Here is a 23,726-nt window from a genome sequence, read left to right on the forward strand (position 1 = left end):
TTGACAACTTAAAACATGCATGCGGCCGTTCAGAGCAGGAGCTGCTCGCGGACGTTGTCCTCGTTGACCTCGCCGCCCGCCAGTGACTGCGTAATCTTGCCCTTCTCCATGATGTAGCAGCGCTCGGCGATCGCCAGGATCGTGTCGAGGTTCTGCTCGACGAAGATGATCGTGGTTCCGAGCTCGTTCCGGAAGGACCTGAGCGCCTCACAGATGTGCTGGACGATCGAGGGCTGGATGCCCTCGGACGGCTCGTCCAGGATCATCAGGGATGGATTTCCGATCAACGCGCGTCCGATAGCGAGCTGCTGCTGCTCGCCGCCCGACATGGTGCCCGCGGCCTGCCGGCGGCGTTCCTTCAGCCGCGGAAAGTACTCGTAGACAAGCTCTGGCAGCTTCTTGCCGCCGGGACCGCCGATCAATTCGCCGACCTGCAGGTTTTCTTCGACGGTCATCTGCGGAAAGACATCGCGACCCTGCGGGATGTAGCCGAAGCCCGCCCTCGCCCGCGCGTCGGCATCCAGTACCGTGACGTCCTGCTCCATGAATCTGATCGTGCCACGCCACGTCTGCAGCAGGCCGATCAGGCATCGCATCAGGGTCGATTTGCCGACACCGTTGCGGCCAATCACGCCGACGATCTCGCCACGCGAGACTGACATGGTGACACCCTGCAGGATCGGCGTCGCGGCGTACCCGGCCCACAATTCCGATACGTCCAGAATCCGGTCGGTGGGATTGGGCTTAGTGAGCATGGGTCTTACCGAGATAGATTTCCGCGACCTTCTCGTCCTGCAATATGCTCTCAAGATTGCCGCGCGCAAATATCTTGCCGAGATGCAGCACCGTGACGCGCTGGGCTACCTGACGAACGAAGGCCATGTCGTGCTCGACGACAAGCACCGTCATGCCTTCGGCATTGAACGACTTGATCAGCTCGCCGGTCCTGAAGGTTTCCTCCGGCGACATCCCGGCAGTCGGCTCGTCCAGCAGCAGGAGCTGCGGTTTCAGCGCGAGCGCCATCCCGATCTCGAGCCATTGTTGTTGGCCATGCGACAGCGCGCCCGCGAGCTTCTCGCTGTCCGGCCCGAGGTTGAGTAGCGTGAGCAGACGATCTTCCTCGGCGATGCGTGCCGCGCCGGACAATCGCTCCTGAAGCGCAGTCTGGATGTTCTGCCGGACCGGCAATTCCTTGAACACGCTCGGAGCCTGCATCTTGATGCTCATGCCCCGCTGCACGCGCGCGTAGGGACGCTCGGCCGTGATGTCGACGGTATCGAACCAGATGCTGCCCTCGGTCGGCGGGTAGAGACCGACGATCAGCTTGAACAGCGTGCTCTTGCCGGCGCCGTTAGGGCCGATCAGGCAGTGGACCTCTCCGGCCTCGACCGCGAGATCGACGCCGGAGACAGCGGTCAGTCCGCCGAAGCGCTTCGATACACCTTTGACTTCGACCAGCGCCATGATCAGGACTCTTCGGACCGCAAGCGACCAGCCTCCATCATGACGGCGCCGGCGCCACGCCGGCGGCGTCCGCTCCACCAGTCGGCGGCGAACTTTCCGATGCCGAGCACAAACCCCTGCGGCGCCAGCATCACCGTGGCGAGGAGTAGCGCGCCCATCAGCACCAGCGCCGCCTGCTGGCTGTAGACCGTGATGGTCTGAAAGCCGAACAGCAGCAGGAACGATCCGACGAGGGTCGCCGTCAAATCGCTCCGGCCGGAGAAGGCCACCCATACGATGGGCATCGCGGCGGCCGGCAAGCCGATGCTGGACGGCGTGATGAACTGTCCCCAGGACGTGTACAGCGCGCCGCTGAGGCCCGCGAGGCCGCTGCCGATCACGAAGGTAAGCAACTGATATTTGCGGACATCATAGCCCAGCATCTCGGCGCGCTGCGGGTTTTCCCGCGTCGCGACGATGACGTTGCCGATGCCCGAATTCACCAACATGCGCAGCGCGAGATAGACGATCACGATCAGCGCGATCATGACGTAATAAAGCGCCGACCCTTCGATATAGAAGTCACCCACGGTCAGCGGGTCCATGCCCTTCATGCCGTTGAAACCGTTCAGCCGCGCCGGGCCGATGTGCCATTCCGGTCCTGCGGTCTGCCCGAGGAAGAAGGCCAGCACCAGGGTTGCGGACAAGGTCACAATGCCGAAGAAGATACCATTGATTCCGCCCCAGATCATGAAGTAGCCGAGGATGCCGGCCGCGATCATCGCGAGGACGACCGAAAGCGCGAGCGCGGCGATCGTTGCGGTACCGCCCCCCATGTTGATCGCTAGCACGCCGTAACCATAGCCGGCGATACCGAAGAAGAGCGTCTGCCCGAACGACAGCATGCCGCCATAGCCCCACATCAGGCAGAGGCCGAGCGCCATGAATATCCAGATCAGAAAGTAGGCAAAATTGCCGACATCATAGGAATCGGCGAACAGCGGATAGGCCGGCGCACCCGCCAGCACCGTCAGGAAGCAGGACCAGAAGATCTTGCCGCGTCCGAGCGTCTGCGGCCCTTCCAGCAGCTTGAACATCACAATCTCCCTTTAGCGGCCACGACGAACCAGAACGCTGGAGAGCCCCTCGGGCAGCACCCGAATGATCAGGATGACGGCCACAAGCATGCCGATTTGTCCGATGATCTGGCCGTAGCTTGCGTTCAATGCCATCCGGATCATCGCCAGGAACACGGCGGCCGGCGCCGTTCCGAGCAGCACGTTCGCCCCTCCGATCACCACCGTCACGAAGCTTTCGACCACGAAGGTCGCGCCCATGGTCGGGATCAGCGTCATGGTCGGCGCGTAGAGTGCCCCGCAGAGCCCGGCGAGGCCGGTGCCGATCCCGAAGCTGATCGCATAGATGCGGCCGGTGCGCGCGCCCAGTGCCTTCGCCATCGCGGCATTCTGCATCGTCGCGCGGGCGATCACGCCGAATCGCGTCTTCATGAAGATGGTGTAGAGGCCGGCCAGCACTGCCACAGCGCATCCGAAAAGCACCAGACGGTAGGTCGAGAATGTATAACCGCCAATGGCGAAGCTTCCCTCCGGCGTCCCGATGCCCCGCACGGCAGAACCGACGATCAAGAGCATCGATTGCGTCACGATCAGGCTGAGCCCCCACGTCGCGAGCAGGGAATCCAGCGGCCGCTTGTAGAAGCGCCGCACCACCAGGAACTCGACGAGGATACCGATGAACCCCGCCGTCAGTGCGGCCAGGATCTGGGCGACCGCGAGCGGCACCCCCAGATTCACGAGCCCAACCGTGACATAGGCACCGCACATGATGAACTCGCCATGCGCCATGTTGATGACGCCCATCATGCCGAACACGATGGCGAGGCCCGCGGCCGAAAGAATGAGGAACGCGAAGACGTCGGCGAACTGATAGAACAACGAAAACAATTCAGCCGACATCTCGATCCCCTCGGTGGCGGCGCCGCATCGTCACGGCGCCGGCTTGCTTTGAAATCGTCGTGCTCAACACGAGCAAGATCCGTGCCCGAGTCAGGATTTCTTGGGGAGATGGCTCGGTGTGTACTGATCCTTGTCGTTCTTCTTGGTGAGGTCGCAACCAATCTCGCCAAGCCAGTAAGGCTGGATCGTCCCATAGTCCTTCTCGACCTTCACCTCGTGCTTCGGCCCGACCGAGATCAGGCGCATGCGGTGTGAGGTGTGCTGGCTCTTCGGATCGATGCAGACCTTGCCTTCGGGAGCGTCGATGCAGGCATCGCCCGTCGCGATCACCTTGCGCATGTCCTCGAGCTTGATCGACTTCGCCTTCTCGACCAGCGCCTTGTACATGTAGAGCGCGTTATAGGCATTGTAGCCCATGTCGTTGATGTAGAGCTCGTCGGGGAATTTCGCGTGCCAGCGTTTCTTGAACTCCGTGGCCTCGGGCGTGTCGATCTCCTCGAACCAGTTCGCGGTCGCGTGCATGTTGTTGAGCGCCGGCGGCTTGAACCGCTTGTGCTCGAAGCCGAGCATAACCTTGATCGAAGATCCCATCGGCAGATTGAGATTGGCGGCAGCCGCCTGCTCGAAGAACGAATCCTGGGCCGCGCCGACATTGATCGTCAGCAACCAGTCCGGCTTCGCCTTCTGGATATTCTGGATCGTCTGCGCGAATTGGGACACGCCGAGCGGGATGAACTCCTCACCGACGACCTCGCCGCCGAGATCCTTCATGATCTTGCGGTTCCACTCGGCCGAGATCTGACCGAAATTGTAGTCGGCGGCGATCACATAGACCTTCTTGCCGAATTTCTCGACCATCCAGGGAATCAGCGTCGAGAACTGCTGCTCGGGCACCGCACCCATGCTGATCATGCTGGCGTCGCAAACGCCGCCTTCGTACTGGTTCGTGTAGAAATACGGCGTCGAGGTACGATCGACGATCGGACGCAGCGCCTCGCGGGAGGCCGAGGTGATGCCGCCGATGAGCACGTCGACCTTGTCGCGATTGAGCAGGCGCCGGCCGAATTCCTGATAGCGTGCATTGTCGCCTTGCGGATCGAGATGGATCAGCTCGATCTGCCGCCCCAGGATGCCGCCGCTCTTGTTGATCTCCTCGACCGCCAGCTGAGAGCCGTGCAGCTTCGGCATGCCCATGAAGGCGAGGTCGCCGGAAACGTCCTCGAGCAGACCCACTTTCAACGGCGGTTCGGCCGCCTGGACAACGGACACCGCCGCCGTAGCGAGCATGGCACCGAGCAGAACCATCCCAAACTTGCGTCGCGAATTCATCGTGATATCCCCTGTTCGTGAAAGCGGTTTGATGTCATGGCTTGAGGTAATTCTTCAGGATAGATGCCCCCATCGTGTATTTGGGGTCGACCATGTTGCCGAGGCGCATGCGGCCGGCCTGGCTGAGCAACATGTAAGCGTCGATCTCATCGAAGCCGTAATCGGCGCTCATCCACCGCACGAGCTCGCGATAGGCGATGCGCGCCGCATCCTCGAGCGGGCGCGCGCTGCCGATCGTCATGATGAAGTCCTTGGTCTCGAGGCGCGGCCAGGCGAAGCTCCAGTTCTTGATCAAGTCGACCTGGAGCGTGACGGTCGCGCGCTGCTCCAGCGCGACGCCGGACAGCTCGCCGTCGCCCTGCGTCGCGTGGCAGTCGCCGACATAAAGCATCCCGCCTTCGGTATGCACCGGGAAGTAGATGATCGCGCCGGGCGCGACATCGGGCAGGTCCATGTTGCCGCCGTGATAGTCCGGCTGCAGCGAGGAGATCGCCTCGATCTCCGGGGAGACGCCGATGGTGCCGATGAACGGCTCGTAGGGCAGCGTAATCTTGTCGTTCCAGCGCACGCCGTTCCTGTCGACATGCAGCTTCTTCACGCGTTCCGGCAGTGGCGGATTGAGCAGTGCCGTCGAACCAGTTCCGACCAGTCCGCCGAACTCGGGAATGATGCAGGTCGTGCCGGCCGGCTGATCACCTCGCGTCTCGACGTCGCGGATGTAGATCGCGAGACAATCGCCCTTCTTGGCGCCCTTGACCGCGATCGGTCCGCATTGCGGATTGAGGTAGGGGAAATTCAGCTTGGCAGTCGGGCTGTCGCTCTCGCTGGTGAGCACCCCGCCGAACGCGTCTTCGGTCTCCACGACGACCACGCCGCCCGGATCCATAGACAGGGTCGGCTTGGCGTAGGGACCGTAGACGTAGTGGAAGCCGCCCTGCTGCTCGATCGTCAGGCTATGGGTTGCGCCGGTCGCGCCTTTTGCGACCGCGCGCCTGGCCATGATGGATGTCTTCAACCAGTCTTCGGACATGTGATCGGCTCCTCAGCTCAGATCCCGGGATGACGCTTGTGCCAGTCGGTGACGCGCTGGAACGCATCGCCTGCGCGAACGAGGCCGGCCTCGTCGAAATGACGGCCGACGAACTGGAAGCCGACCGGACCACCATTCGCGGTGAACCCGCCGGGCAATGTCACGGTCGGGCTTCCCGTCATATCGAACGGGCACGTGAACCGGAGCAAGCCCCCGATCAGCGAGGCGTCCTCGCCGAGCGCGGCCATCTTTGCGAGCGTGGGAGCGGCGAACGCCTGGGCCGGAACCGCGATGAGGTCGACCGTCTCGAACAGCAAACGCACTGCGCCGCGAAATGCCTCGCGGCGAAGCACGATCTTCTGATAATCCATGCCGGATTGCTGCCGGCCGAGATCGAGCAGGCCCGCGAGCGCCGGGCCGTACTCGTCCTTGCGCGCCGGATAGGTGTCTTCGTGCGCAACGGCGACCTCGATACCGCATAGCGGGAACCAGTCGTCGATGACCGCCTTGGGATCAGGGAACGTGATCTCCTTGATCTTCGCGCCGAGGTCGGCCGCTACACGGAGACCTTCAGTCAGCACCTTGGCGGCGGCATCGTCGGTGCCCTCGCCGGTCCACCGCCGGTCGACACCGATCGTGACGTCCCGGAGATTGCCGGACAGACCGGCAAGATAGTCGGGCACGGGCAGCGGCACCGACGTTGTGTCCTTGGAATCCTGCCCCGCGGTTACGCCGAGGATGGCACCGCAATCGACCGCGCTGCGCGCCATCGGGCCGATGTGGTCCAGCGTCGCCGCGAGCTCGAATGCACCGTAGCGGCTGACGCGGCCCCAGGTCGGCTTAAGTCCGGTGACACCATTGGCTGCGGACGGAAAGCGGATCGACCCGCCCGTATCGGTGCCGAGCGATCCGAAACAGAGTCCTGCCGCGGTTGCGACACCGGAGCCGCTCGAGGATGCGCCGGGCCACAGATCCGCATTCCAGGGGTTCTTCGGCGGGTCGATCTTCGGATGATGATCGGCGTAGGCCCCCTCGGTCTGCTGCAGCTTGCCGAGAATGATTGCGCCGGCGTCCTTGAGCCGCGCGACCACCGTTGCATCCTCCGTCGGACGGAAATCGCGATGGATGGTCATGCCATGCGCTGCCGGCGCGCCCTTGGCCCAGCAAAGATCCTTGACCGCCACCGGCACGCCGTGCAGCGGCCCTCTGATCTTGCCGGATGCGATCTCCTTCTCGGCCGCGGCAGCATCTTCAAGCGCGGACTCCGTCATCACATGCGCATAGCTCTTGAGCTTGCCGTCGAGCTTCTCGATGCGCCCGAGCATCGCTTTGGTGACTTCCACCGGCGACAGCTCCTTCGCCTGGATCTTCTGTCCGACTTCGGCGAGTCCGAGATAGTGGAGATCTGTTGCGGCCATCGTTCCTCATCCTCACACTCGACGTGACGCACCACCATCCTCGCGCATGCGTCACCGTTCTGGCGACACGGGCGCATCGCCAGCTTCCTCGACGGCAAACGAAAAAAGCCACCCGTCCCTCCCGAATGAGGCGACGAATGGCTCAAATGCCGCAGCTATGATCTGTCGCTTCAGGGTCCGTGATCGAACGAAGCACTTAGTGCAAGGAACTGGACGTCATCGGCCAGATCGGCGCACGCGAGGTTCGACAGGTAGCCCTGTAGGATAAAAGTCTAAGTAACTGCCCATCGCATTGTCAACGATGCTGACTGCCTAAATTTCGAGTGTGCTGCGCAGCAAAACGGCAAGCCACTTGCGCTGTCACCGGCGATGATGATTTCATCTTCGCGTTGCGCGATCGAAAGCCCTCAATGACCAAGCCGTCTGTTGCCGTTGGCATCATTTGCTCGCAGTCCGGGCCCTATCAGGCGATGGGCCGCGAGATCCTCAAGAGCGCGATGATGGCGGTCGACGAGATCAACAGCCAGACGGAGTTCGACTTCTCGATCGCACCCCATATTCGTGATCCTCGCGGCATCGTCTCCGAATATCATACGGTCTGTGACGACCTCATCCGCAATGTCGGCGTGGAGCACATCATCGGCTGCTACACCTCGGCCTCGCGCAAACAGGTGCTTCCGATCGTGGAGCGCACCGATCGCCTGCTCTGGTATCCCGCCCGCTATGAAGGTTTCGAGTGCTCGGACAACGTGATCTATGTCGGCGCCTCGCCCAATCACAACGTGTTGCCGCTGGTCCGGTATGTGCTCGACAATCTGTCGCGGGAAATCTTCTGCGTCGGCTCCAACTACGTGTGGACATGGGAGACCAATCGCGTCACCCGTGAACTGGTCAGCGCGGCAGATGGCCATATCCTCGCCGAGCGGCTGCTCGAGCTCGGCGAAAGCGCCGTCGGTCACATTGTCGACGAGATCGTTCGTCGCAAACCGCCGATCGTGTTCAATACGCTGGTCGGAAGCTCGAGCTACGATTTCATCCGCGCATTTCACGCCGGCACCAAGGCTGCGGGGCTGAAGATTCCCATGCTGAGCTGTAGCCTGTGCGAGCCGGAACTGGCGATCGTCGGACCGGCATCGGCCGGCTGCATCACGTCGTCGGCTTATTTCGAGAGCATCCGCCTGCCGGAGAACCGCGCCTTCGTCGCGCGCTGGAAGGCGCGCCATGGCGAGGACAGCAGTCCCTCCGTCGACGGCCAATCCGCCTATGTCGCGGTCTACCTGCTGGCGCGCGCACTGCAGCGCGCGGGAACGTCCGACATTGCCGAGGTGCGGCGCGCCGCGGCCGGCTATCGCTACAATTCGCCGCAAGGACCGGTCTGGATCGACGGCGGCAACAACCACTGCGTCCTTACACCGCGGTTGGCCGTGTCCAATGCGCAGGGACAGTTTGATATCTTCTGGGAAGCCGATGCGCCCGTTAAGCCGGATCCTTACCTGACGCAGCTCGACGTTGCGGTCAGCCCATCGAGGGAAACCCCGGCGCGCGGCGCATTGCCGAATGCGCCGCATTTGCGGGTTGTGAAATGAGCAGACCGTCTTCATTTTCGCTGCGCGGACGCAAGGCACTTGTGGCCATCAAGGACGAACGCGACGCCTCGATCGTGAGGCGCCAGTTCGAGCGTCTCGGTATCGAGGGTGTTGCATGGACGCCGGCTGAGCCCATCGACTACGCACCGGATTTGTCGCTGATCGACGACGAGTTCCTGCCCCTGCTGCAACCGGCGCAACGCGCGTTCTTGGCACGATCGCCCGTCATCGCGCTGCTCGGCACCGAGACACCAAGCCGCCTCAAGCTGGTGTTCGAACTCGATCCAGCCTCGTTCCTGATCAAGCCGTTGCGATCGGCCGGCATCTACGCTGCGCTCGTCATGGCATTCGAGCGCAACGAACGCACAAGCGAATTGAAACAACAGATTCTCAAGCTCGAGCAGCGCCTGCGGTCACGTCGCGTCGTGCTTGCCGCCGTCCTACAGGTGATGCATTCTCATACGCTCGCTGAACCTGCCGCCTTTGCACTGATCCGCAGAGCCGCGATGGAGCAGCGCAAGACGATCGAAGAACTCTCGGCGGAGATTACGGCAACAGGCATGCTCCCGCGCGCAACGGGTTAGATTGCTTTCTGTCGGGGCGAGGATCAGGCCGCAATTTCCTATGCCCTCCCCCTTTGCTGTCTTCATTGGCACATTGTGGAGATGCGACGCAGCACCCGCATCGCATAGCGCGCGATGATGGCGTTGGTCTGCTCCGTTTAGTGAGCGGCCTGGCATCCGGCTTATTTCGGAAACAGTTTGTCACGAATGTAGCGAGAGGTTGGGGTCAACTTGAGCCCACGCGGCTTTCGCCATGCTGCCCGGTCGAGCTCCCTCTTGTCGCCGATCTTCAATGGACCTGAGACCTTCTTGCTCAGAAAGATCGCGTCGCTCATCCTTCGGCCGGACCGGCGGTTCTTGCCGTTGACTTCCTTCCACAGCCTCAACTCACCAAGCCTGAGCTTGGGCAGCTCCTCCATGATCTCGCGATGAAGGCACTTCCTCTCGCTCTCGCCGGCCCGCTTGCGGCCGCCCGGAAACATCCAGCGCTTGTCGCGCCGCCGTCTGACCAAGAGCACCCTGCCGTTCCTTGCGACGACAAGTTTTGATGACTTCGCCATTCTCTAGTCCGCCAGCTCGATCGCGAGAGGTTGGTGGTCGGAAGCATCGGTCGTCTCGTTGACGTCGATGCTGCGAACGTGACGGACCAAATCCTCCGTCACGAAAATGAAGTCGCGACAGTCCGGCCCCTCGGCCCATTGCGCGCGGTCGTAGATTCCGCACGTCGGGGTCCGCGAGCGGTCAGGCCGCTTTTCGGTCCACGCATCCCGATAGTTGAGACCGGGCCGGCCGGAGCGGTCGATCAACGCATGCTGAGGGTCGGCGACGTCGAAATTGAAATCACCGCACATCAGGCTCGACGCAGCAACAGTCTGGCTTCCATATGGCTCATCGTGCCGTGAGCCGGCCTGCCTTGGGCTCTCCGACGCGTCCTGTTGCAGATCCAGCAAGCGCGCGATCTGCGCCTCGCGCTGATCGGCCGAATGAAACTCGAGATGCGTGTTGACGATGCGGATCGCGCCAAACGAGGCCTGAACCGTCACCTCCAGAGCGTGACGGCGCATGCTGCGCACCCCGGCTGCGCCCGGCCACGGCAGCAGGTGATTGGCGATCTGCCACACCGGCAACCGCGACAGCGTCATGTTGCCGAAGCGGTGGAGGTTGCCCTCTCGATCCATCGTCTCGATCGCCGGCCGGAATATGGCGGAGTAGCCGGGCAGCAGGGCTGCGAGCTCAGCGCTCTGGTCCGCTCCATCGCCAAATCTCGAGAAATTGGCGCTCACCTCCTGGAAGCAGAACACGTCTGCGTCGAGCGTCTGCCTGGCGACTGCAACGATCCTTCGCAGATCGGTCACACCGTCGCAGCCCTTCCCGCACTGTATGTTCCAGGTGAGAAGTCTCATTACCTGATACCTGCCCGCATGAACGATTGAACGAACTGCCGTTGGAACAGCAGAAAAGCGATCAGCAGTGGCGCCATCGTCATCACGGTCGCCGCTGTGATCACCGACCAATCCACGCCGGTCTCAGGAGCGCCGAACACGGCAAGTCCCACCGTGAGCGGCCGCGCTTCCACCGAATTCGTGACGATCAGCGGCCACAGGAAGTTGTTCCAGTGATAGCTGACGGAGACGAGGCCAAAGGCGACGTAGGTCGGACGGGCCAGCGGGACATAGACCCGCCAGAGAATTCCGAGCGGACCCGCTCCCTCGACCCGGGCGGCTTCGACCAACTCCTGAGGCACGCTCTTGAAGGTCTGCCGCAGGAGGAAGATGCCGAAGGCGCTCGCGAGATAGGGCAGCGCGATGGCAGGGATCGTATCGAGCAATCCTAGCCTCGCGATCGCGCGGTAGTTCTCGACGATGAGGACGTCCGGCATGATCATCAGCTGGAGCAGAACGAGGGCGAAAGCGATGCCGCTGCCCTTGAACCTGAAGCGCGCAAAGGCATAGGCTGCCAGCGTCGATAGGATGAGTTGGCCGACCAGGATCAGCGTCACCAGCACGACCGTGTTGAGATAGTACCGGGCGAACGGTGCCTGGTTCCAGGCCCGGGCAAAATTCTCCAGCGTCCAGGGCGCGGACAGGCTGAACGACGTGGCGTAGGCGGCCGGGTGCAGCGCGCTCCAGAAGGCATAGGCCAATGGAGCAAGCCAGATCAAAGCAAGTAGCCAGGCTGCGACGGCCTCGACGGGGTGTGTCCGGCCTCTCATTGGTAGTGGATCCTGCGATCGAGATAGCCGAACTTGATCAGCGCAATCACGCTCAGGAGCATCAAAAGCACCACCGTGAGCGTTGCGGCGTAGGAGGAATCCTGGAAGGTGAAGGCGACCTCATAGATGTAATAGAGCAGCAGCGTGCTTGCGTTGTTCGGACCGCCCTTGGTCATGATGACCAGATGGTCCACCAGCTTGAACGAGTTGATCACCGCGTTGATCGCCACGAACAGCGTGGTCGGCATCAGCAGCGGGAACGTGATCCGGCGGAAGGTGTACCATCGGCTCGCGCCTTCGATCGCCGCGGCCTCTTCGAGATCCGGCGAGAGCTGCTGGAGAGCGGCGAGATAGAAGATCATGAAGAAGCCGGCTTCCTTCCAGATCACCATCACGATCAGGCAGCCCATCACCGTCGAAGGATCGCCGAGCCAGTTCCAGCCTCCGAGACCGAACAGTCCACGCAGTTGATCAAGCGCGCCATAATCCGGCGTGTAGAAGAACAGCCAGATGTTGGCGACGGCGATCATCGGCAGCACCGTCGGCGTGAAATAGGCGAGGCGGAGAAAGCCGCGGCCGCGCATGTTGCGATTGACCCAGATCGCCATGATGAGCGCGAGCGTGATCGAGGTCGGGATCGTGCCGAGTGCGAACCAGAAATTGTTGACCAGCGCCTTCCAGAAGATCGGATCGGCCGCCATGGCTTGGTAGCTGTCGAGGCCGACATAGACCTCGGTGCCGTTCCGCCTGGTGATGAACAGAGAATGCCGGATCGTCGCCAGGATCGGCCAATGCGTGAACGCAACCAGCAGCACCGCCGCCGGTAACAGCAGCAGCCACGCATTCACAGTATTCCACCACGCCTGCGACTGAGTGCGGCGTTCGGAAATTGGCAATGAGGCTGCGGTGTCCGTCATTCCAGAACCGGCGGGATGGCGGCGAACCGCCAACCCGCCATTTCCCTTACTTGGCGGCGCGCAGCACGCGGTCGGACTGCGCCTGCGCGGCGGCCAGCGCTTCCTGCGGCTTCTGCGTGCCCGTGATCGCAGCCTGAACGGCATCGTTCACGAACTTGTAAATGCGGCCGTTCTCGTGGACGGACAGTTCAGGCACGGCATGCTCGAGCTGATCACGCGCGACGGTCGCCTGCGGAAAACCCTTCGCGTAGTCCTCCATCGCCTTGGTCTTGTAGGCCGCCGGCGAGACGGCAACGTAACCGGTCTTCATGCTCCATTCCGCTGCGCGCTCGGGCGCCGTCATCCACTGGATGAACTTGACGGCGGCTTTCTGCTGCTCAGGCGATGCGCTCTTGAAGATGTAGAAGCTGCCGCCGCCGGTCGGCGAGCCCCGCCGCTCTTTGGCAGGGAGCATGGCGACGCCGAACGGGAATTTCGCGGCGTCCTTGACGGCCGTGAGGTTACCGGTGGTGTGCCACATCATTGCCGTCTTGCCTTCGAGGAAGTCGGTGCGCAGCGTGGCCCAGTCGATGCTGCCTGTCGGCATGACGTTGTGCTTGCGCGACAGGTCGACCCAGTAGTCGAGTGCGCCGACCGTCTTCGGCGCGGTCAGATAGACCTCGGTGCCGGCCTCGTTCATCATCTTCTGGCCGTTCTCGATGGCCAGGGCCTGCAGCATCCAGTAGCCGTAGCCGGTCGTCGGTATCTCGACGCCCCAGCGCGTGATGTTGCCGGAGCCGTCCTTCTTAATCAGCTTCTTCGACATTTCGGTCATTTCGTCCCAGGACGCCGGCGCCTTCTCCGGATCGAGACCGGCCACCTTGAAGGCGTCCTTGTTCCAGTACAGCACGATGGTCGAGCGCTGGAACGGGATACTCCAGGTCTTGCCGTCGACCTGGCCGTTGGCCATGAACGCCGGATAGAATTCCTTGAACCACGCCTTGTCGCTGACGAGGCCGTCGAATGGCACGATGGCGTTTTCGTCCATCAGCGTGAAGACGTCGGTGGACAGCAGGACCGACAGCTGCGGCGGCTGGCCGCCCTTCATGGCGGTCATCGCCTTGGTCATTGTGTCCGTGTAGTTGCCGGCATAGACCGCGGTGATCCTGATATCCGCATTCTCCTTCTCGAAGCGCGAGACCATGTCGTCGATGATCTTGGTGACGGGGCCGCCGACCGCGACCGGATAGTACATTGTCAGATCCACGGCGGCCGCGGGGCGGGCAGCGCCAAAGGACAACGCGGCGAACGTGGCCGCCATCAACAGTGTTCGTCGAGCAAACATTTTTCCGTCTCCTTCGTTACCTCGTTCGACCGTTCTGACGCTGCCGCCCTATGGAGAGGAGGCTGCCAGCCGGCCTTCTTTCACGATGTTTTCCAGCCGGGCTTCGGTCGTTGAATCGAACCCGTGCTCATGCTCCGCATTCCAGGCGATCCTTATGTCCTCGCCCCGCAAAACCTTGCTGAAACCATCCAGCCGCACCGAGATGGGCTGGCCGTCGATCTCGCACCACACGATGCTGTCGGCGCCGAGATGCTCGATTGCCTTGACGCGCGCGGCGTGATCGCCGCCTGCGACGATGCGGATGTGCTCGGGACGGATGCCGATGAGCCGGTCGCCCCGGCGCACCAGGTTCATCGGCGGCGTCCCGATGAACCGCGCGGTGAACGCCGTCGCGGGACGGTTATAGAGTTCTTCCGGCGAGCCGTTCTGCTCAATGCGGCCGTCGCGCATCAGCACGACGCGGTCAGCCATCGTCATGGCTTCGGTCTGGTCGTGGGTCACATAGACCATGGTCATGCCGAGGCGCTGCTGCAGCGCGCGGATTTCGGTGCGCATCTCGTGGCGCAGTTTTGCGTCGAGGTTCGACAGCGGCTCGTCCATCAGGCAGACCCGCGCTTCCGCGATGATGGCGCGCCCGAGCGCGACTCGCTGGCGCTGGCCGCCGGACAATTGCGAAGGTTTTCGTTCGAGCAGATGGCTGAGGCCGACAATGTCGGCCACGCGCTTGAGCCGCTCGTCGCGCTCGGCGCGCGACACGCGCCGCACGCGCAGGCCGAACACGATGTTCTCGGCGACGCTCAAATGCGGGAACAGCGCGTAGGACTGAAAGACCATGGAGATCTTCCGCTGCGCGGGAGAGAGATGGGTGACGTCGACGCCGCCGATGCTGATGCTGCCGGCATCGGCCTCTTCGAGCCCTGCGATCAAGCGCAGCGTGGTCGACTTGCCGCAACCGGACGGCCCGAGCAGAACCAGCAACGATCCCTCGTCCGCCGTCAGGCTAACGTCGTCGACGGCGCGCATCGTTCCCCAGAATTTGGAAACGTGGCTCAGCGTGATCGCCGACATGGCCCGTTCGCTTTCAGCTGCGGTGATCGGTTAGCTGTGCAGACATCGCCATGCAGACGCGCTGCGTCCTGCTTGCGCGACGCTGCGCAAGGTCGGCCACACCACGTAGACCGATCCATCCGTTCCTCTCCCCAGGGCCACGCGATATTCATCGTCGTAGCGATTATTGTGTTCATATGAACATAGCGTGACAGCATATGAAATAGAAATTTGCGCACCTGTCGTTCGAATGATACTTTTGTTGGTACGGAGAGCCCATGCTCAGCAGCCCCAGCGAACGTCAAGCCCACATTCTGGAGATTGTGCGCGAGGGAGGATTCGCGTCGATCGAGCATCTCGCGACGCGTTTCGAGGTCACGCAGCAGACCATCCGCCGCCTGGTCAATGCGCTGTGCGACCAGGGATTGCTGCGGCGAATCCACGGCGGCGTCAGCCTGCCCGTGCAGAACCAGAACCTCGCCTATGGCAGCCGTCAGGGACTGAACGCCGACGCCAAGCGGCGGATCGCGCACGCCACCGCAAAATTCATTCCCGATGGCGCCTCGCTGATGATCGGGCTTGGCACCACGCCTGAATATGTCGCGCAGGCGCTGTCACGCCGCCAGGACCTGCGCATCATCACCAACAATCTGAACGTGGCCGCGGCGTTCGCGCAAAACCCCGACGTGGAGATCACGATCGCGGGCGGCACGCTGCGTCCGCTCGATCGCGACATCGTCGGCGAGACCGCCGCGCGCTTCTTCGCAGGCTACCGCGCCGACTACGGCATCTTCGGCGTCGGCGGCATCGATCAGGACGGCACGCTGCTGGATTTCCATGGCGACGAGGTTCAGGCCCGACAATCCATCGCCGCAAATTCACGCGTCGTCGTGCTGGTCGCGGATATCACGAAGTTCGGCCGCAATGCGACGGTGCGCGGCGGCCATCTCGGCGATTGCCACCACCTCTTCACCAACGGCGCGCTGCCGCCGACCTTTGCGTCGGTCAGCGCGAAATATGCCGATCGCATTCATACATCGGATGCGGTGCGCATCGGAGCCTCGCAGAGTTAGTCGGCGGCCGCAGGCCTGCACGCTGCAAGAACATCCTCTTCACGCGCGTGCGCGGAACCGGCCGGAGACAACCTTGTCTCGATTGACATGTTATAACATTTAGGCAAATGTCCTAACTAACCGGACGATAATTCCGGATTTTGGGAGGAGAGCATGACGTCAATCAAGCCGACACGACGAACGCTACTCAAAACCGGAACCGCGGCTGCGGCTCTGGCGACGTTTGGGCCGGGCATTCTGCGGCACGCATCCGCGCAGGACGTCGACCTCTCACCGTACAAATCCGCGCAGATCGACTGGCAGCAGGTTTCCGGCGAAACGATCACCGTCGCGGTGATCCCCGCGAGCTACTTCGAGAACCTGATCACGCTGGCGCCGCAGTTCAAGGCGCTGACCGGCATCGACGTCCGCTTCGAAAAGATTCCGCCGGCGCAGATCCGGCAGAAGAGCGTCATCGACCTCACCTCGAAGACCGGCACCTACGCGACCCACGCCGCGGACCCCATGTACTATGCACTTTACGCCGCGAACAAATGGGTCGAGCCGCTCGACACCTATCTCAACGACAAGTCGCTGACCGATCAGGCCTGGTTCAAGCTCGACGACATCATTCCGGCCTGGCGCAGCGCCAATGGTATCGGCGGCAAACTATACGGGATGCCCTATGACGGCGAAGTCACCATCCAGGTCTATCGCAAGGATCTCTACGACGCGAAGGGCCTGAAGCCGGCCGACACGCTCGAAGCCTATATGTCGAATGCAGCGGCGCTCAACACGCCAAACGACCGCGTCTGGGGCGCAGCACTGCGCGGCGTCGCCGGTGCCGGCCAGAACATGTACATCTATCCGTCGATCTTCCGCGAGTTCGGCGGCGACTGGATGAAAGGCGGCAAGCTCACGGTCAACGGCCCCGAGGCCGAAGCGGCGCTCGCCTGGTACGTCGACATCATGAAGAAGTATGCGCCGACCGCGGCAGCCAACTGGAACTGGCCGGATATCGCCGACGCATTTTCGCAAGGCACGGTCGCGAGCTACATCGACGCGCATTCGTCGGCTTCCGTCGTCAACAATCCCGAGAAGTCAAAAGTGATCGGCAAGGTCGCTTATGCCCGCTGGCCCAAGGGCCCCTCGGGCAAGCGCACCACCTCGATCTGGAACTGGGGTTTTCCGATCAATTCCGCGCTGCCGGAGAAGAAGCGAAAGGCGACCTGGCTTTTCATCCAGTGGGCCGCGAGCGCCGAGACCCAGGCGCGCACCGCGCATCGTTTTGCGGGTCCGACCAAGCGCTCCGGCGTCAACCGCACCTCGGTCTGGCGTGACCCCGATTACATCAAGCTGATGAACGGCTTTGGCGAGAATTTCGTCGAAGCCACCATGGGCGCTCTGCAGGACGACACCGACGTCGACTGGCGTCCGCGCGTGCCACAATGGCCGGCGATCGGCGACACCATGGCGACCGCGATCCAGTCGGCCCTCTCCGGCCAGGCCACGATCAAGGCTGCACTCGACGATGCGCAACGCCGCATCGAGCCGATGATGCGTGGCTGAGCCATGACGTCGTCCGCGGTGACATCGGCCGGTATCGCAAGCGATGCGCCTCGCAGCGATTTCGGCCGCGTCCTCGAGCAGCGCGAGCGCCGGTTTGCAGCAGCCTTGCTTGCTCCGGCGTTTCTCGCGCTGCTCGCCACGACGACGTTTCCGCTGATCTTTCTGGTTTATACCAGCACGTTCCGGATGGATCTCGCGATGCCGTTCACCAACGGCTTCGTCGGGTTCGAGAACTATCAGGTGCTGCTCTCCGACGAACGCTTCTGGTCGTCACTGCTGGTGAGCCTCGTCTACACCGGCTCCACCGTGGCGTTCCAGGTCGTCATCGGGCTGGCGCTGGCGCTGCTGGTCATGGACATGAAGCGCGGTCAGGGCTGGTTCAGGATCATCGCGATTCTGCCCGTAGTGCTGTCGCCGGCCGTGGTCGGCATGATCTGGCGCACCTTTATGCTGGCACCGGAGTTCGGCATCATCGATTACCTCGCGATCAACGCCGGCCTTGGCAGCAAGAACTGGCTCGGCGACCCCACCCTCGCGATGGTTTCGGTGATCGCGATCCATACCTGGCAGTGGACGCCGTTCGCGTTCATGGTGCTGCTGGCTTCGCTGGCCTCCCTGCCTGAAGACATCTATGAGGCCGCTCGGCTCGATCGTGCCTCGGCCTGGCAGCGCTTCCGCCGCATTACCCTGCCCTTGCTTCGTCCGGCGATCGTGATGGTCATCATCATGCGAACCATGGTGGCGCTAACCGCGTTCGCGGCGATCTTCACCGTCACCGGCGGCGGCCCCGGCACCGCGACCGAGATCCTCAACCTCTACGCCTACCGAAAGTCCTTCACCGAGTTGTCGATCGGCTACGGCTCGGCACTCGCGGTGGCGCTGCTGATCGTGACCATCATCATCTCCGGCATCCTGTTCGCGATGCGGAGGGCAAAATGACCGCAAAGCGCCTCCGCGTCATCGCCCTGCTCGCGATTTCCATGATCTTCCTGCTGGCCTGGGCGTTCCCGATCATCTGGAGCGTGCTGAATTCGCTCAAGACCGATTCCGACGTGCTCGCCTATCCGCCGAAGCTGTTCTTCTCGCCGACGCTGGAGGCCTATCGCGACGTGCTGCTCGGCTCCGGATCGATCCTGCCGAACCTCCTGTCCAGTGTCATCATCTCGGTCGGCACCACTGTCGTCACCATGCTGATGGCGGTGCCGGCGGCCTATGCGCTGGCGCGTCTGCGCTTCCGCGGCAAGAAATTCGCGGGCTTCTATGTACTGGCGACGCAGATGCTGCCGCCGGTCGGCATCATTATCCCTTACTTCCTCGTGCTGCGGAACATCGGCTGGATTGACACCTATCAGGGCATCATTCTGATCTATCTGTCGTTCTCCCTGCCCTTCGCGATCTGGCTGCTGGTCTCCTATTTCGAGGACATCCCCTTCGAAATGGAGGAAGCCGCATATCTCGACGGCGCCAGCCGGCTCAAAACCTTGTGGCGAATCATCATTCCGCAAGTGCGCGGCGGCATCGCCGTCACCGTCGTGTTCGTGTTCCTCAATGCATGGAATGAATTCCTGTTCGCCGTTGTGCTCAGCGGCAACACGGTGCGTCCGGTCACGGTCGCCATGTTCAATTTCGTCTCCGTCGAGCAGACGCTGTGGGCCAAGCTCGCAGCGGTCTCGGTCCTCGCCATGCTGCCTGTCGTCGTGCTTGGCGTGGTCGCGCAGAAGCATATTGTGAAGGGGCTGACGGTCGGTGCAGTCAAGGGTGGAGGACGCCGATGAGCGGCCAGGGTCAGGTCAGTTTTCGCAACATCGTGAAGATGCATGGCGAGTTCGCCGCCCTCAAGGGCGTGAATTTCGAGATCAAGCCGGGCGAATTCTTTGCACTCCTCGGTCCATCTGGCTCGGGCAAGAGCACGACGCTGCGCATCCTCGCCGGTCTCGACGCGCCGACCGCCGGCCGCGTGCTGATCGACGACAAGGACGTCACCTCGACCGACGCGCGCGACCGCGACATCGCCATGGTGTTCCAGAGCTACGCGCTCTATCCGCATATGACGGTGGCCGAGAACATCGCTTTCCCTCTAGAGATGGCCAAGCTGCCGAAGGCGCAGATCGCGCCCGCAGTGAAGGACGCGGCGCGAAAAGTGAAGATCGACCACCTGCTCGACCGCAGGCCGGGCCAGCTCTCGGGTGGCCAGCAGCAACGCTGCGCGCTGGCCCGCGCCATCGTGCGTAAGGCGCGCCTGTTCCTGCTCGACGAGCCCCTCTCTAACCTGGACGCAAAGCTTCGGCTGGAGACCCGCGCCGAGCTGAAAAAGCTGCAACGCTCGCTGGGCGTAACCGCGGTCTACGTCACCCACGATCAGGAAGAAGCGATGACGCTGGCGGACCGCATGGCAGTGTTCATGAGCGGTGAGATCCAGCAGGTCGGCACGCCCGCAGAGGTGTTCGCTCGCCCGAACTCGGTCGACATCGCCGGCTTCATCGGCAATCCCCCGATGAACCTCGTTCCCGCCCGCTATGTTAATGGCGACGTCATCATTGCCGGCCACCGTCTCAAGACCGCAACCACGATGGCGGGTGAACGCGACGTCGTCGTCGGCCTTCGCCCCGGCGCCCTGCGCATGGTGGAGGGCGGACTTGGCGCCCGCGTCGACCTGATCGAGGACCTCGGCGATACCGCCGTGCTCGATCTCGACTGCGCCGGCACAATGATCCGGATGCGCGTCGCCGACGGCAACATTCCCGGTGAAGGTGACACGATCTCGATCACCGCCCGCCCCCAGGACATTCACCTGTTCGATCCCACGACCCGCATGCGGCTCTGACATCATGGCTGTTCAGACGCGCAAGAAGAAACCCGCTCCGCTCGGCAGCGATGTCGTCGCGGAAGGCGCGACGCCCCTGCACAGTCAGATCCGCGAATCCATTCGCAGCCAGGTTCGCGACGGCAAGCTGATCGACGCAACCGGTCGCCTCATGACCGAAGCCGAACTCGGCCGCCATTTCGGCGTCAGCCGCATCACCATCCGCAACGCGATTGCGCCGCTGGTGACCGAGGGCATGTTCGCCCGTTCGCGCGGCCGCGGCACCTTCCTGCGCTCCAACCAGCCCGAGAACTGGGTCGGCCATCTCATGGGCTTTTCGGAGACCATTCGCGATGCCGGCTACCAGGCCGGCGCCAGGATTTTGCAGCAAGGCATGACCAATCGCCACGATGCCGCCGTTCGCGACCAGCTGCGCGAGCGCGCTGTCTGGCAACTCAAGCGTCTGCGGCTCGCAGACGACACGCCGATCGCGATCGAGCACGCCTTCTATCCGCCGGACATCGGTCTCGAGCTCGAAAAGCGCGACCTGGTCTCGATCATCATGTACCGCGTTTTCGAGGACGAGCTTGGCCTTGCCATCAAGGATGCGCAACAGACCATCAGCGCCGATCTCGCCGACGCCGGCAGCGCAAAACTGCTCGGCGTGAAGGTCGGCTCGCCCCTCCTCGCCATTGAGCGCGTCACCTTCGGTAAAGACGGCAGGGCGCTGGAGCTGTTGCGCGCAGTCTACTTGCCGAACTATTTCCGCCTCAGCATTAGCCTGACGCGCCGCCATTCCTGACAACAGCACATGTCACTAACGAGGACACAAACATGCCGAACGGCGCCAAAAATCCCGACAACCCCAACATTCTGCTCATCCTCAACGACGACATGGGCTTTTCGGACATCGGCTGTTACGGCGGCGAGATCCAGACACCGAACCTCGACCGTCTCGCTGCCAATGGCTTGCGCTACTCGCAGTTCTACAACACGGCGCGCTGCAGCCCGTCGCGCGCCTCGCTGCTCACCGGCCTGCATCCGCACCAGACCGGCATCGGCATCCTCACCTACAGCAACGGTCCGGAAGGCTATGCCGGCAATCTGAACAAGAGCTGCGTGACAATCGCGGAAGCGCTCAAGAGCAAGAACTACACGAGCTATCTGAGCGGCAAGTGGCATATTGCCAGCAGCCTGACCGAGCCGACCGACGCCTGGCCGATGCAGCGCGGTTTCGATCATTTTTACGGCACCATCATCGGTGCCGGCAGCTTCTATCATCCGAACACGCTCACCCGCGGCAACGACAATATCGAGCACGAGGCCGAGAAGGATCCGTCGTTCTTCTACACGGATGCGATCAGCGACCAGGCGGCCGCCTTCATCCGCCAGCACAAGGCGGAAAGGCCTGACGCGCCGTTCTTTCAGTACGTCGCCTACACCGCCCCGCACTGGCCGCTCCACGCCCATGACGAGGACATAGCAAAATACAAGGGCCGCTTCGACGCCGGCTGGGACAAGCTGCGCGAGGAGCGCCTCAAGCGCCTCGTCGAGGACGGCATCATCCATCCGAACTGGCGCCTGACCGATCGCGATCCGACCCAGCCCGCGTGGACCGACGCCGAGCAGCGCGAATGGACGCTGCGCTGCATGGAGGTCTACGCGGCCCAGATCGACCGCATGGACCAGGGCATCGGGCGAATCCTGAAGGCGCTGGAAGAGACCGGCCAGATGGACAACACGCTGATCATCTTCCTCTCGGACAATGGCGCCTGCGCCGAGGACATTCCGGAAGGCGTCACCGCGAAGGAGCTGGTCGACCAGCTCATGATCGCGCAGGCAACGACCCGCGACGGCAGGCCGGTGCGCTTCGGCAACGATCCGAGCCTCATGCCCGGCGGCGAGGACACCTACCAGAGCTACGGCACCGCTTGGGCCAATCTCTCCAACACCCCGTTCCGGCTCTACAAGCACTGGGTCCACGAGGGCGGTATCGCCACGCCGTTCATCGTGCACTGGCCGCGCGGCATCTCCGAGAAGGGAGGCCTGCGGCACAATCCGAGCCAGCTCACCGATGTGATGGCGACCATCCTCGACGTCACCGGCGCCACCTACCCCAGGGAATACAACGGCAACACTATTTTGCCCTGCGAGGGCGAGAGCCTGGTGCCATCATTCGCAGCGGCTTATGGCAATCGGGGCCCGCTGTTCTGGGAGCACGAAGGCAATGCGGCCGTGCGCATCGGCAAGTGGAAGCTGGTACGGAAATATCCCGGCCCCTGGGAACTCTACGACATGGAAACCGACCGCACCGAGATGAACGATCTTGCCGCCCAGCATCCGGAGCGTGTCCGTGAGATGACCGCGCAGTATCAGCAATGGGCTAACCGTTGCGGCGTGATCCCGCGCGAAAAGATTCTCGAGCTGATGAAGGCTGAAGGCGGTACGGCCTTCTGGGAGGAAGAAAAGCAGAAATAGGGCATGACGAAGGATCGGTCACATTGCTGCACCCAGGGCGCCGTCGGCAAGGGGCCGGCGACGGCCAACGATGCGAAAGCAGCGATCCTTCCCAGTCCAACCGAGATCTCGCGCCGCTGGAGCTCACTGATCGGCGGAACCTTTCACATGGGATCTGCCGACAGAGGCTTCGTCGAAGATGGCGAAGGTCCGGTGCGGCCCGTCACATTGTCGCCCTTTGCCATCGCTTGTCACGCCGTAAGCAATCTGCAATTTGGCGACTTCGTCCGTGCCACGGGCTACACGACGGAAGCCGAACGCTACGGCTGGAGTTTTGTCTTCGACGGGCTCCTGCCGGAAGAGACGCGCACCGCGCGCACGACGCGCGTTCAAGAAACGCCATGGTGGGTTCCCGTGCTGCGCGCCTATTGGGCGCAGCCGGAGGGACCGACGAGCAGCATCCTCGACAGGCTCGATCACCCCGTGGTCCACGTCTCCTGGAATGACGCGAAGGCTTACTGCGAATGGTCCGGCACGCGCCTTCCGACCGAAGCGGAATGGGAGATGGCCGCACGCGGCGGATTGGACCAAGCCACCTATCCGTGGGGTAACGAGCTACAGCCCGACGGCGAGCATCGCTGCAATATCTGGCAGGGCAACTTCCCCCACCGCAATGCCATGGATGACGGCTATCTCGGTACGGCGCCCGTTCACGCTTTTGCGCCCAACGAATATGGCCTGCATAATGCCGCCGGAAATGTCTGGGAATGGTGCGCGGACTATTTTTCGCCGAGCTACCACCGCCTCACAACATCTCACGATCCCTTGAACCGCGAACCAGCCCCGAACCGTTCGATGCGCGGCGGATCCTTCCTCTGCCACGAGTCCTACTGCAACCGCTACCGGGTCGCGGCGCGAAGCTCCGACACGCCCGACAGTTCGTCGAGCAACATCGGCTTCCGTGTCGTGCGCGCCGAACCGCTGCGGGATCCGGCATAGG

The 23,726-nt window shown here is 62.7% G+C and carries 23 protein-coding genes; 10 read left to right on the forward strand and 13 right to left on the reverse strand.

Features of this window, described 5'->3' with window-relative positions; genetic code table 11:
- Positions 1-29: 29 nt before the first annotated feature.
- The 7 genes from IVA80_RS01280 to IVA80_RS01310 form a co-directional block, all read right to left on the reverse strand.
- Complete coding sequence (locus tag IVA80_RS01280) at positions 30-755, reverse strand: ABC transporter ATP-binding protein (RefSeq protein WP_247424760.1); 726 nt, start codon at positions 753-755, stop codon at positions 30-32.
- Positions 745-1,464, reverse strand: a complete 720-nt coding sequence (locus tag IVA80_RS01285) for an ABC transporter ATP-binding protein (protein WP_247424762.1) — start codon at positions 1,462-1,464, stop codon at positions 745-747. The genes IVA80_RS01280 and IVA80_RS01285 overlap by 11 nt, the downstream gene beginning before the upstream one ends.
- Before the next feature lie 2 nt (positions 1,465-1,466).
- The gene (locus IVA80_RS01290; protein ID WP_247424764.1) at positions 1,467-2,540 is read right to left on the reverse strand and encodes a branched-chain amino acid ABC transporter permease; all 1,074 of its coding nucleotides are present in this window, start codon (positions 2,538-2,540) and stop codon (positions 1,467-1,469) included.
- 12 nt (positions 2,541-2,552) lie between these two features.
- Positions 2,553-3,419, reverse strand: a complete 867-nt coding sequence (locus IVA80_RS01295) for a branched-chain amino acid ABC transporter permease (RefSeq protein ID WP_247424766.1) — start codon at positions 3,417-3,419, stop codon at positions 2,553-2,555.
- Between the two features lie 90 nt (positions 3,420-3,509).
- A complete protein-coding gene (locus tag IVA80_RS01300; RefSeq protein WP_247425465.1) occupies positions 3,510-4,724 on the reverse strand; it encodes an urea ABC transporter substrate-binding protein in 1,215 nt (404 codons plus the stop codon).
- Between the two features lie 58 nt (positions 4,725-4,782).
- A complete protein-coding gene (locus IVA80_RS01305; RefSeq protein ID WP_247424768.1) occupies positions 4,783-5,778 on the reverse strand; it encodes an acetamidase/formamidase family protein in 996 nt (331 codons plus the stop codon).
- Positions 5,779-5,795: 17 nt separating this feature from the next.
- On the reverse strand, positions 5,796-7,196 hold the full coding sequence (locus IVA80_RS01310; protein WP_247424770.1) for an amidase: 1,401 nt from the start codon (positions 7,194-7,196) through the stop codon (positions 5,796-5,798).
- 410 nt (positions 7,197-7,606) lie between these two features.
- On the opposite strand from IVA80_RS01310, the gene IVA80_RS01315 reads away from it, so the two are divergent.
- Positions 7,607-8,782 (forward strand): transporter substrate-binding domain-containing protein, encoded by a 1,176-nt coding sequence (locus tag IVA80_RS01315; RefSeq protein ID WP_247424772.1) that lies wholly within the window; start codon positions 7,607-7,609, stop codon positions 8,780-8,782.
- Between the two features lie 41 nt (positions 8,783-8,823).
- Positions 8,824-9,366: an ANTAR domain-containing protein gene (locus IVA80_RS01320; protein ID WP_247424776.1), complete on the forward strand. Its 543-nt coding sequence runs from the start codon at positions 8,824-8,826 to the stop codon at positions 9,364-9,366.
- Between the two features lie 161 nt (positions 9,367-9,527).
- Here the strand turns inward: IVA80_RS01320 and IVA80_RS01325 are convergent, their stop codons facing one another.
- Genes IVA80_RS01325 through IVA80_RS01350 form a run of 6 tightly spaced genes read right to left on the reverse strand, consistent with a single transcriptional unit; the run spans position 9,528 to position 14,866 of the window.
- On the reverse strand, positions 9,528-9,905 hold the full coding sequence (locus tag IVA80_RS01325; protein WP_247424779.1) for an NUDIX hydrolase: 378 nt from the start codon (positions 9,903-9,905) through the stop codon (positions 9,528-9,530).
- Positions 9,906-9,908: 3 nt separating this feature from the next.
- Positions 9,909-10,748 carry an endonuclease/exonuclease/phosphatase family protein gene (locus IVA80_RS01330; RefSeq protein WP_247424782.1) on the reverse strand — a complete coding sequence of 280 codons (840 nt, stop codon included), beginning with the start codon at positions 10,746-10,748 and terminating at the stop codon, positions 9,909-9,911.
- Positions 10,748-11,557: a carbohydrate ABC transporter permease gene (locus IVA80_RS01335; RefSeq protein WP_247424785.1), complete on the reverse strand. Its 810-nt coding sequence runs from the start codon at positions 11,555-11,557 to the stop codon at positions 10,748-10,750. The genes IVA80_RS01330 and IVA80_RS01335 overlap by 1 nt, the downstream gene beginning before the upstream one ends.
- Positions 11,554-12,474, reverse strand: a complete 921-nt coding sequence (locus IVA80_RS01340; protein WP_247424787.1) for a sugar ABC transporter permease — start codon at positions 12,472-12,474, stop codon at positions 11,554-11,556. The genes IVA80_RS01335 and IVA80_RS01340 overlap by 4 nt, the downstream gene beginning before the upstream one ends.
- Positions 12,475-12,520: 46 nt before the next feature.
- Positions 12,521-13,798 (reverse strand): ABC transporter substrate-binding protein, encoded by a 1,278-nt coding sequence (locus tag IVA80_RS01345; RefSeq protein WP_247424790.1) that lies wholly within the window; start codon positions 13,796-13,798, stop codon positions 12,521-12,523.
- A 48-nt stretch (positions 13,799-13,846) separates the two neighbouring features.
- On the reverse strand, positions 13,847-14,866 hold the full coding sequence (locus tag IVA80_RS01350) for an ABC transporter ATP-binding protein (protein WP_247424793.1): 1,020 nt from the start codon (positions 14,864-14,866) through the stop codon (positions 13,847-13,849).
- 257 nt (positions 14,867-15,123) lie between these two features.
- Here IVA80_RS01350 and IVA80_RS01355 point away from each other — a divergent pair, with 257 nt between their 5' ends.
- The 8 genes from IVA80_RS01355 (at position 15,124) to IVA80_RS01390 (ending at position 23,725) form a co-directional block, all read left to right on the forward strand.
- A complete protein-coding gene (locus IVA80_RS01355; RefSeq protein ID WP_247424795.1) occupies positions 15,124-15,918 on the forward strand; it encodes a DeoR/GlpR family DNA-binding transcription regulator in 795 nt (264 codons plus the stop codon).
- Between the two features lie 153 nt (positions 15,919-16,071).
- On the forward strand, positions 16,072-17,466 hold the full coding sequence (locus tag IVA80_RS01360) for a sugar ABC transporter substrate-binding protein (RefSeq protein ID WP_247424798.1): 1,395 nt from the start codon (positions 16,072-16,074) through the stop codon (positions 17,464-17,466).
- A 3-nt stretch (positions 17,467-17,469) separates the two neighbouring features.
- Positions 17,470-18,405 carry a sugar ABC transporter permease gene (locus tag IVA80_RS01365; RefSeq protein ID WP_247424801.1) on the forward strand — a complete coding sequence of 312 codons (936 nt, stop codon included), beginning with the start codon at positions 17,470-17,472 and terminating at the stop codon, positions 18,403-18,405.
- Positions 18,402-19,241: a carbohydrate ABC transporter permease gene (locus IVA80_RS01370; RefSeq protein ID WP_247424804.1), complete on the forward strand. Its 840-nt coding sequence runs from the start codon at positions 18,402-18,404 to the stop codon at positions 19,239-19,241. Before IVA80_RS01365 ends, IVA80_RS01370 begins: the two co-directional genes overlap by 4 nt.
- On the forward strand, positions 19,238-20,290 hold the full coding sequence (locus IVA80_RS01375; RefSeq protein ID WP_247424807.1) for an ABC transporter ATP-binding protein: 1,053 nt from the start codon (positions 19,238-19,240) through the stop codon (positions 20,288-20,290). The genes IVA80_RS01370 and IVA80_RS01375 overlap by 4 nt, the downstream gene beginning before the upstream one ends.
- A 4-nt stretch (positions 20,291-20,294) precedes the next feature.
- Complete coding sequence (locus IVA80_RS01380) at positions 20,295-21,071, forward strand: GntR family transcriptional regulator (protein WP_247424811.1); 777 nt, start codon at positions 20,295-20,297, stop codon at positions 21,069-21,071.
- A gap of 32 nt (positions 21,072-21,103) precedes the next feature.
- On the forward strand, positions 21,104-22,747 hold the full coding sequence (locus tag IVA80_RS01385) for an arylsulfatase (protein WP_247424813.1): 1,644 nt from the start codon (positions 21,104-21,106) through the stop codon (positions 22,745-22,747).
- 3 nt (positions 22,748-22,750) lie between these two features.
- A complete protein-coding gene (locus IVA80_RS01390; RefSeq protein ID WP_247424816.1) occupies positions 22,751-23,725 on the forward strand; it encodes a formylglycine-generating enzyme family protein in 975 nt (324 codons plus the stop codon).
- Position 23,726 lies beyond the last annotated feature (1 nt).

The organism is Bradyrhizobium sp. 139 (assembly GCF_023074175.1).
Classification (GTDB): domain Bacteria; phylum Pseudomonadota; class Alphaproteobacteria; order Rhizobiales; family Xanthobacteraceae; genus Bradyrhizobium.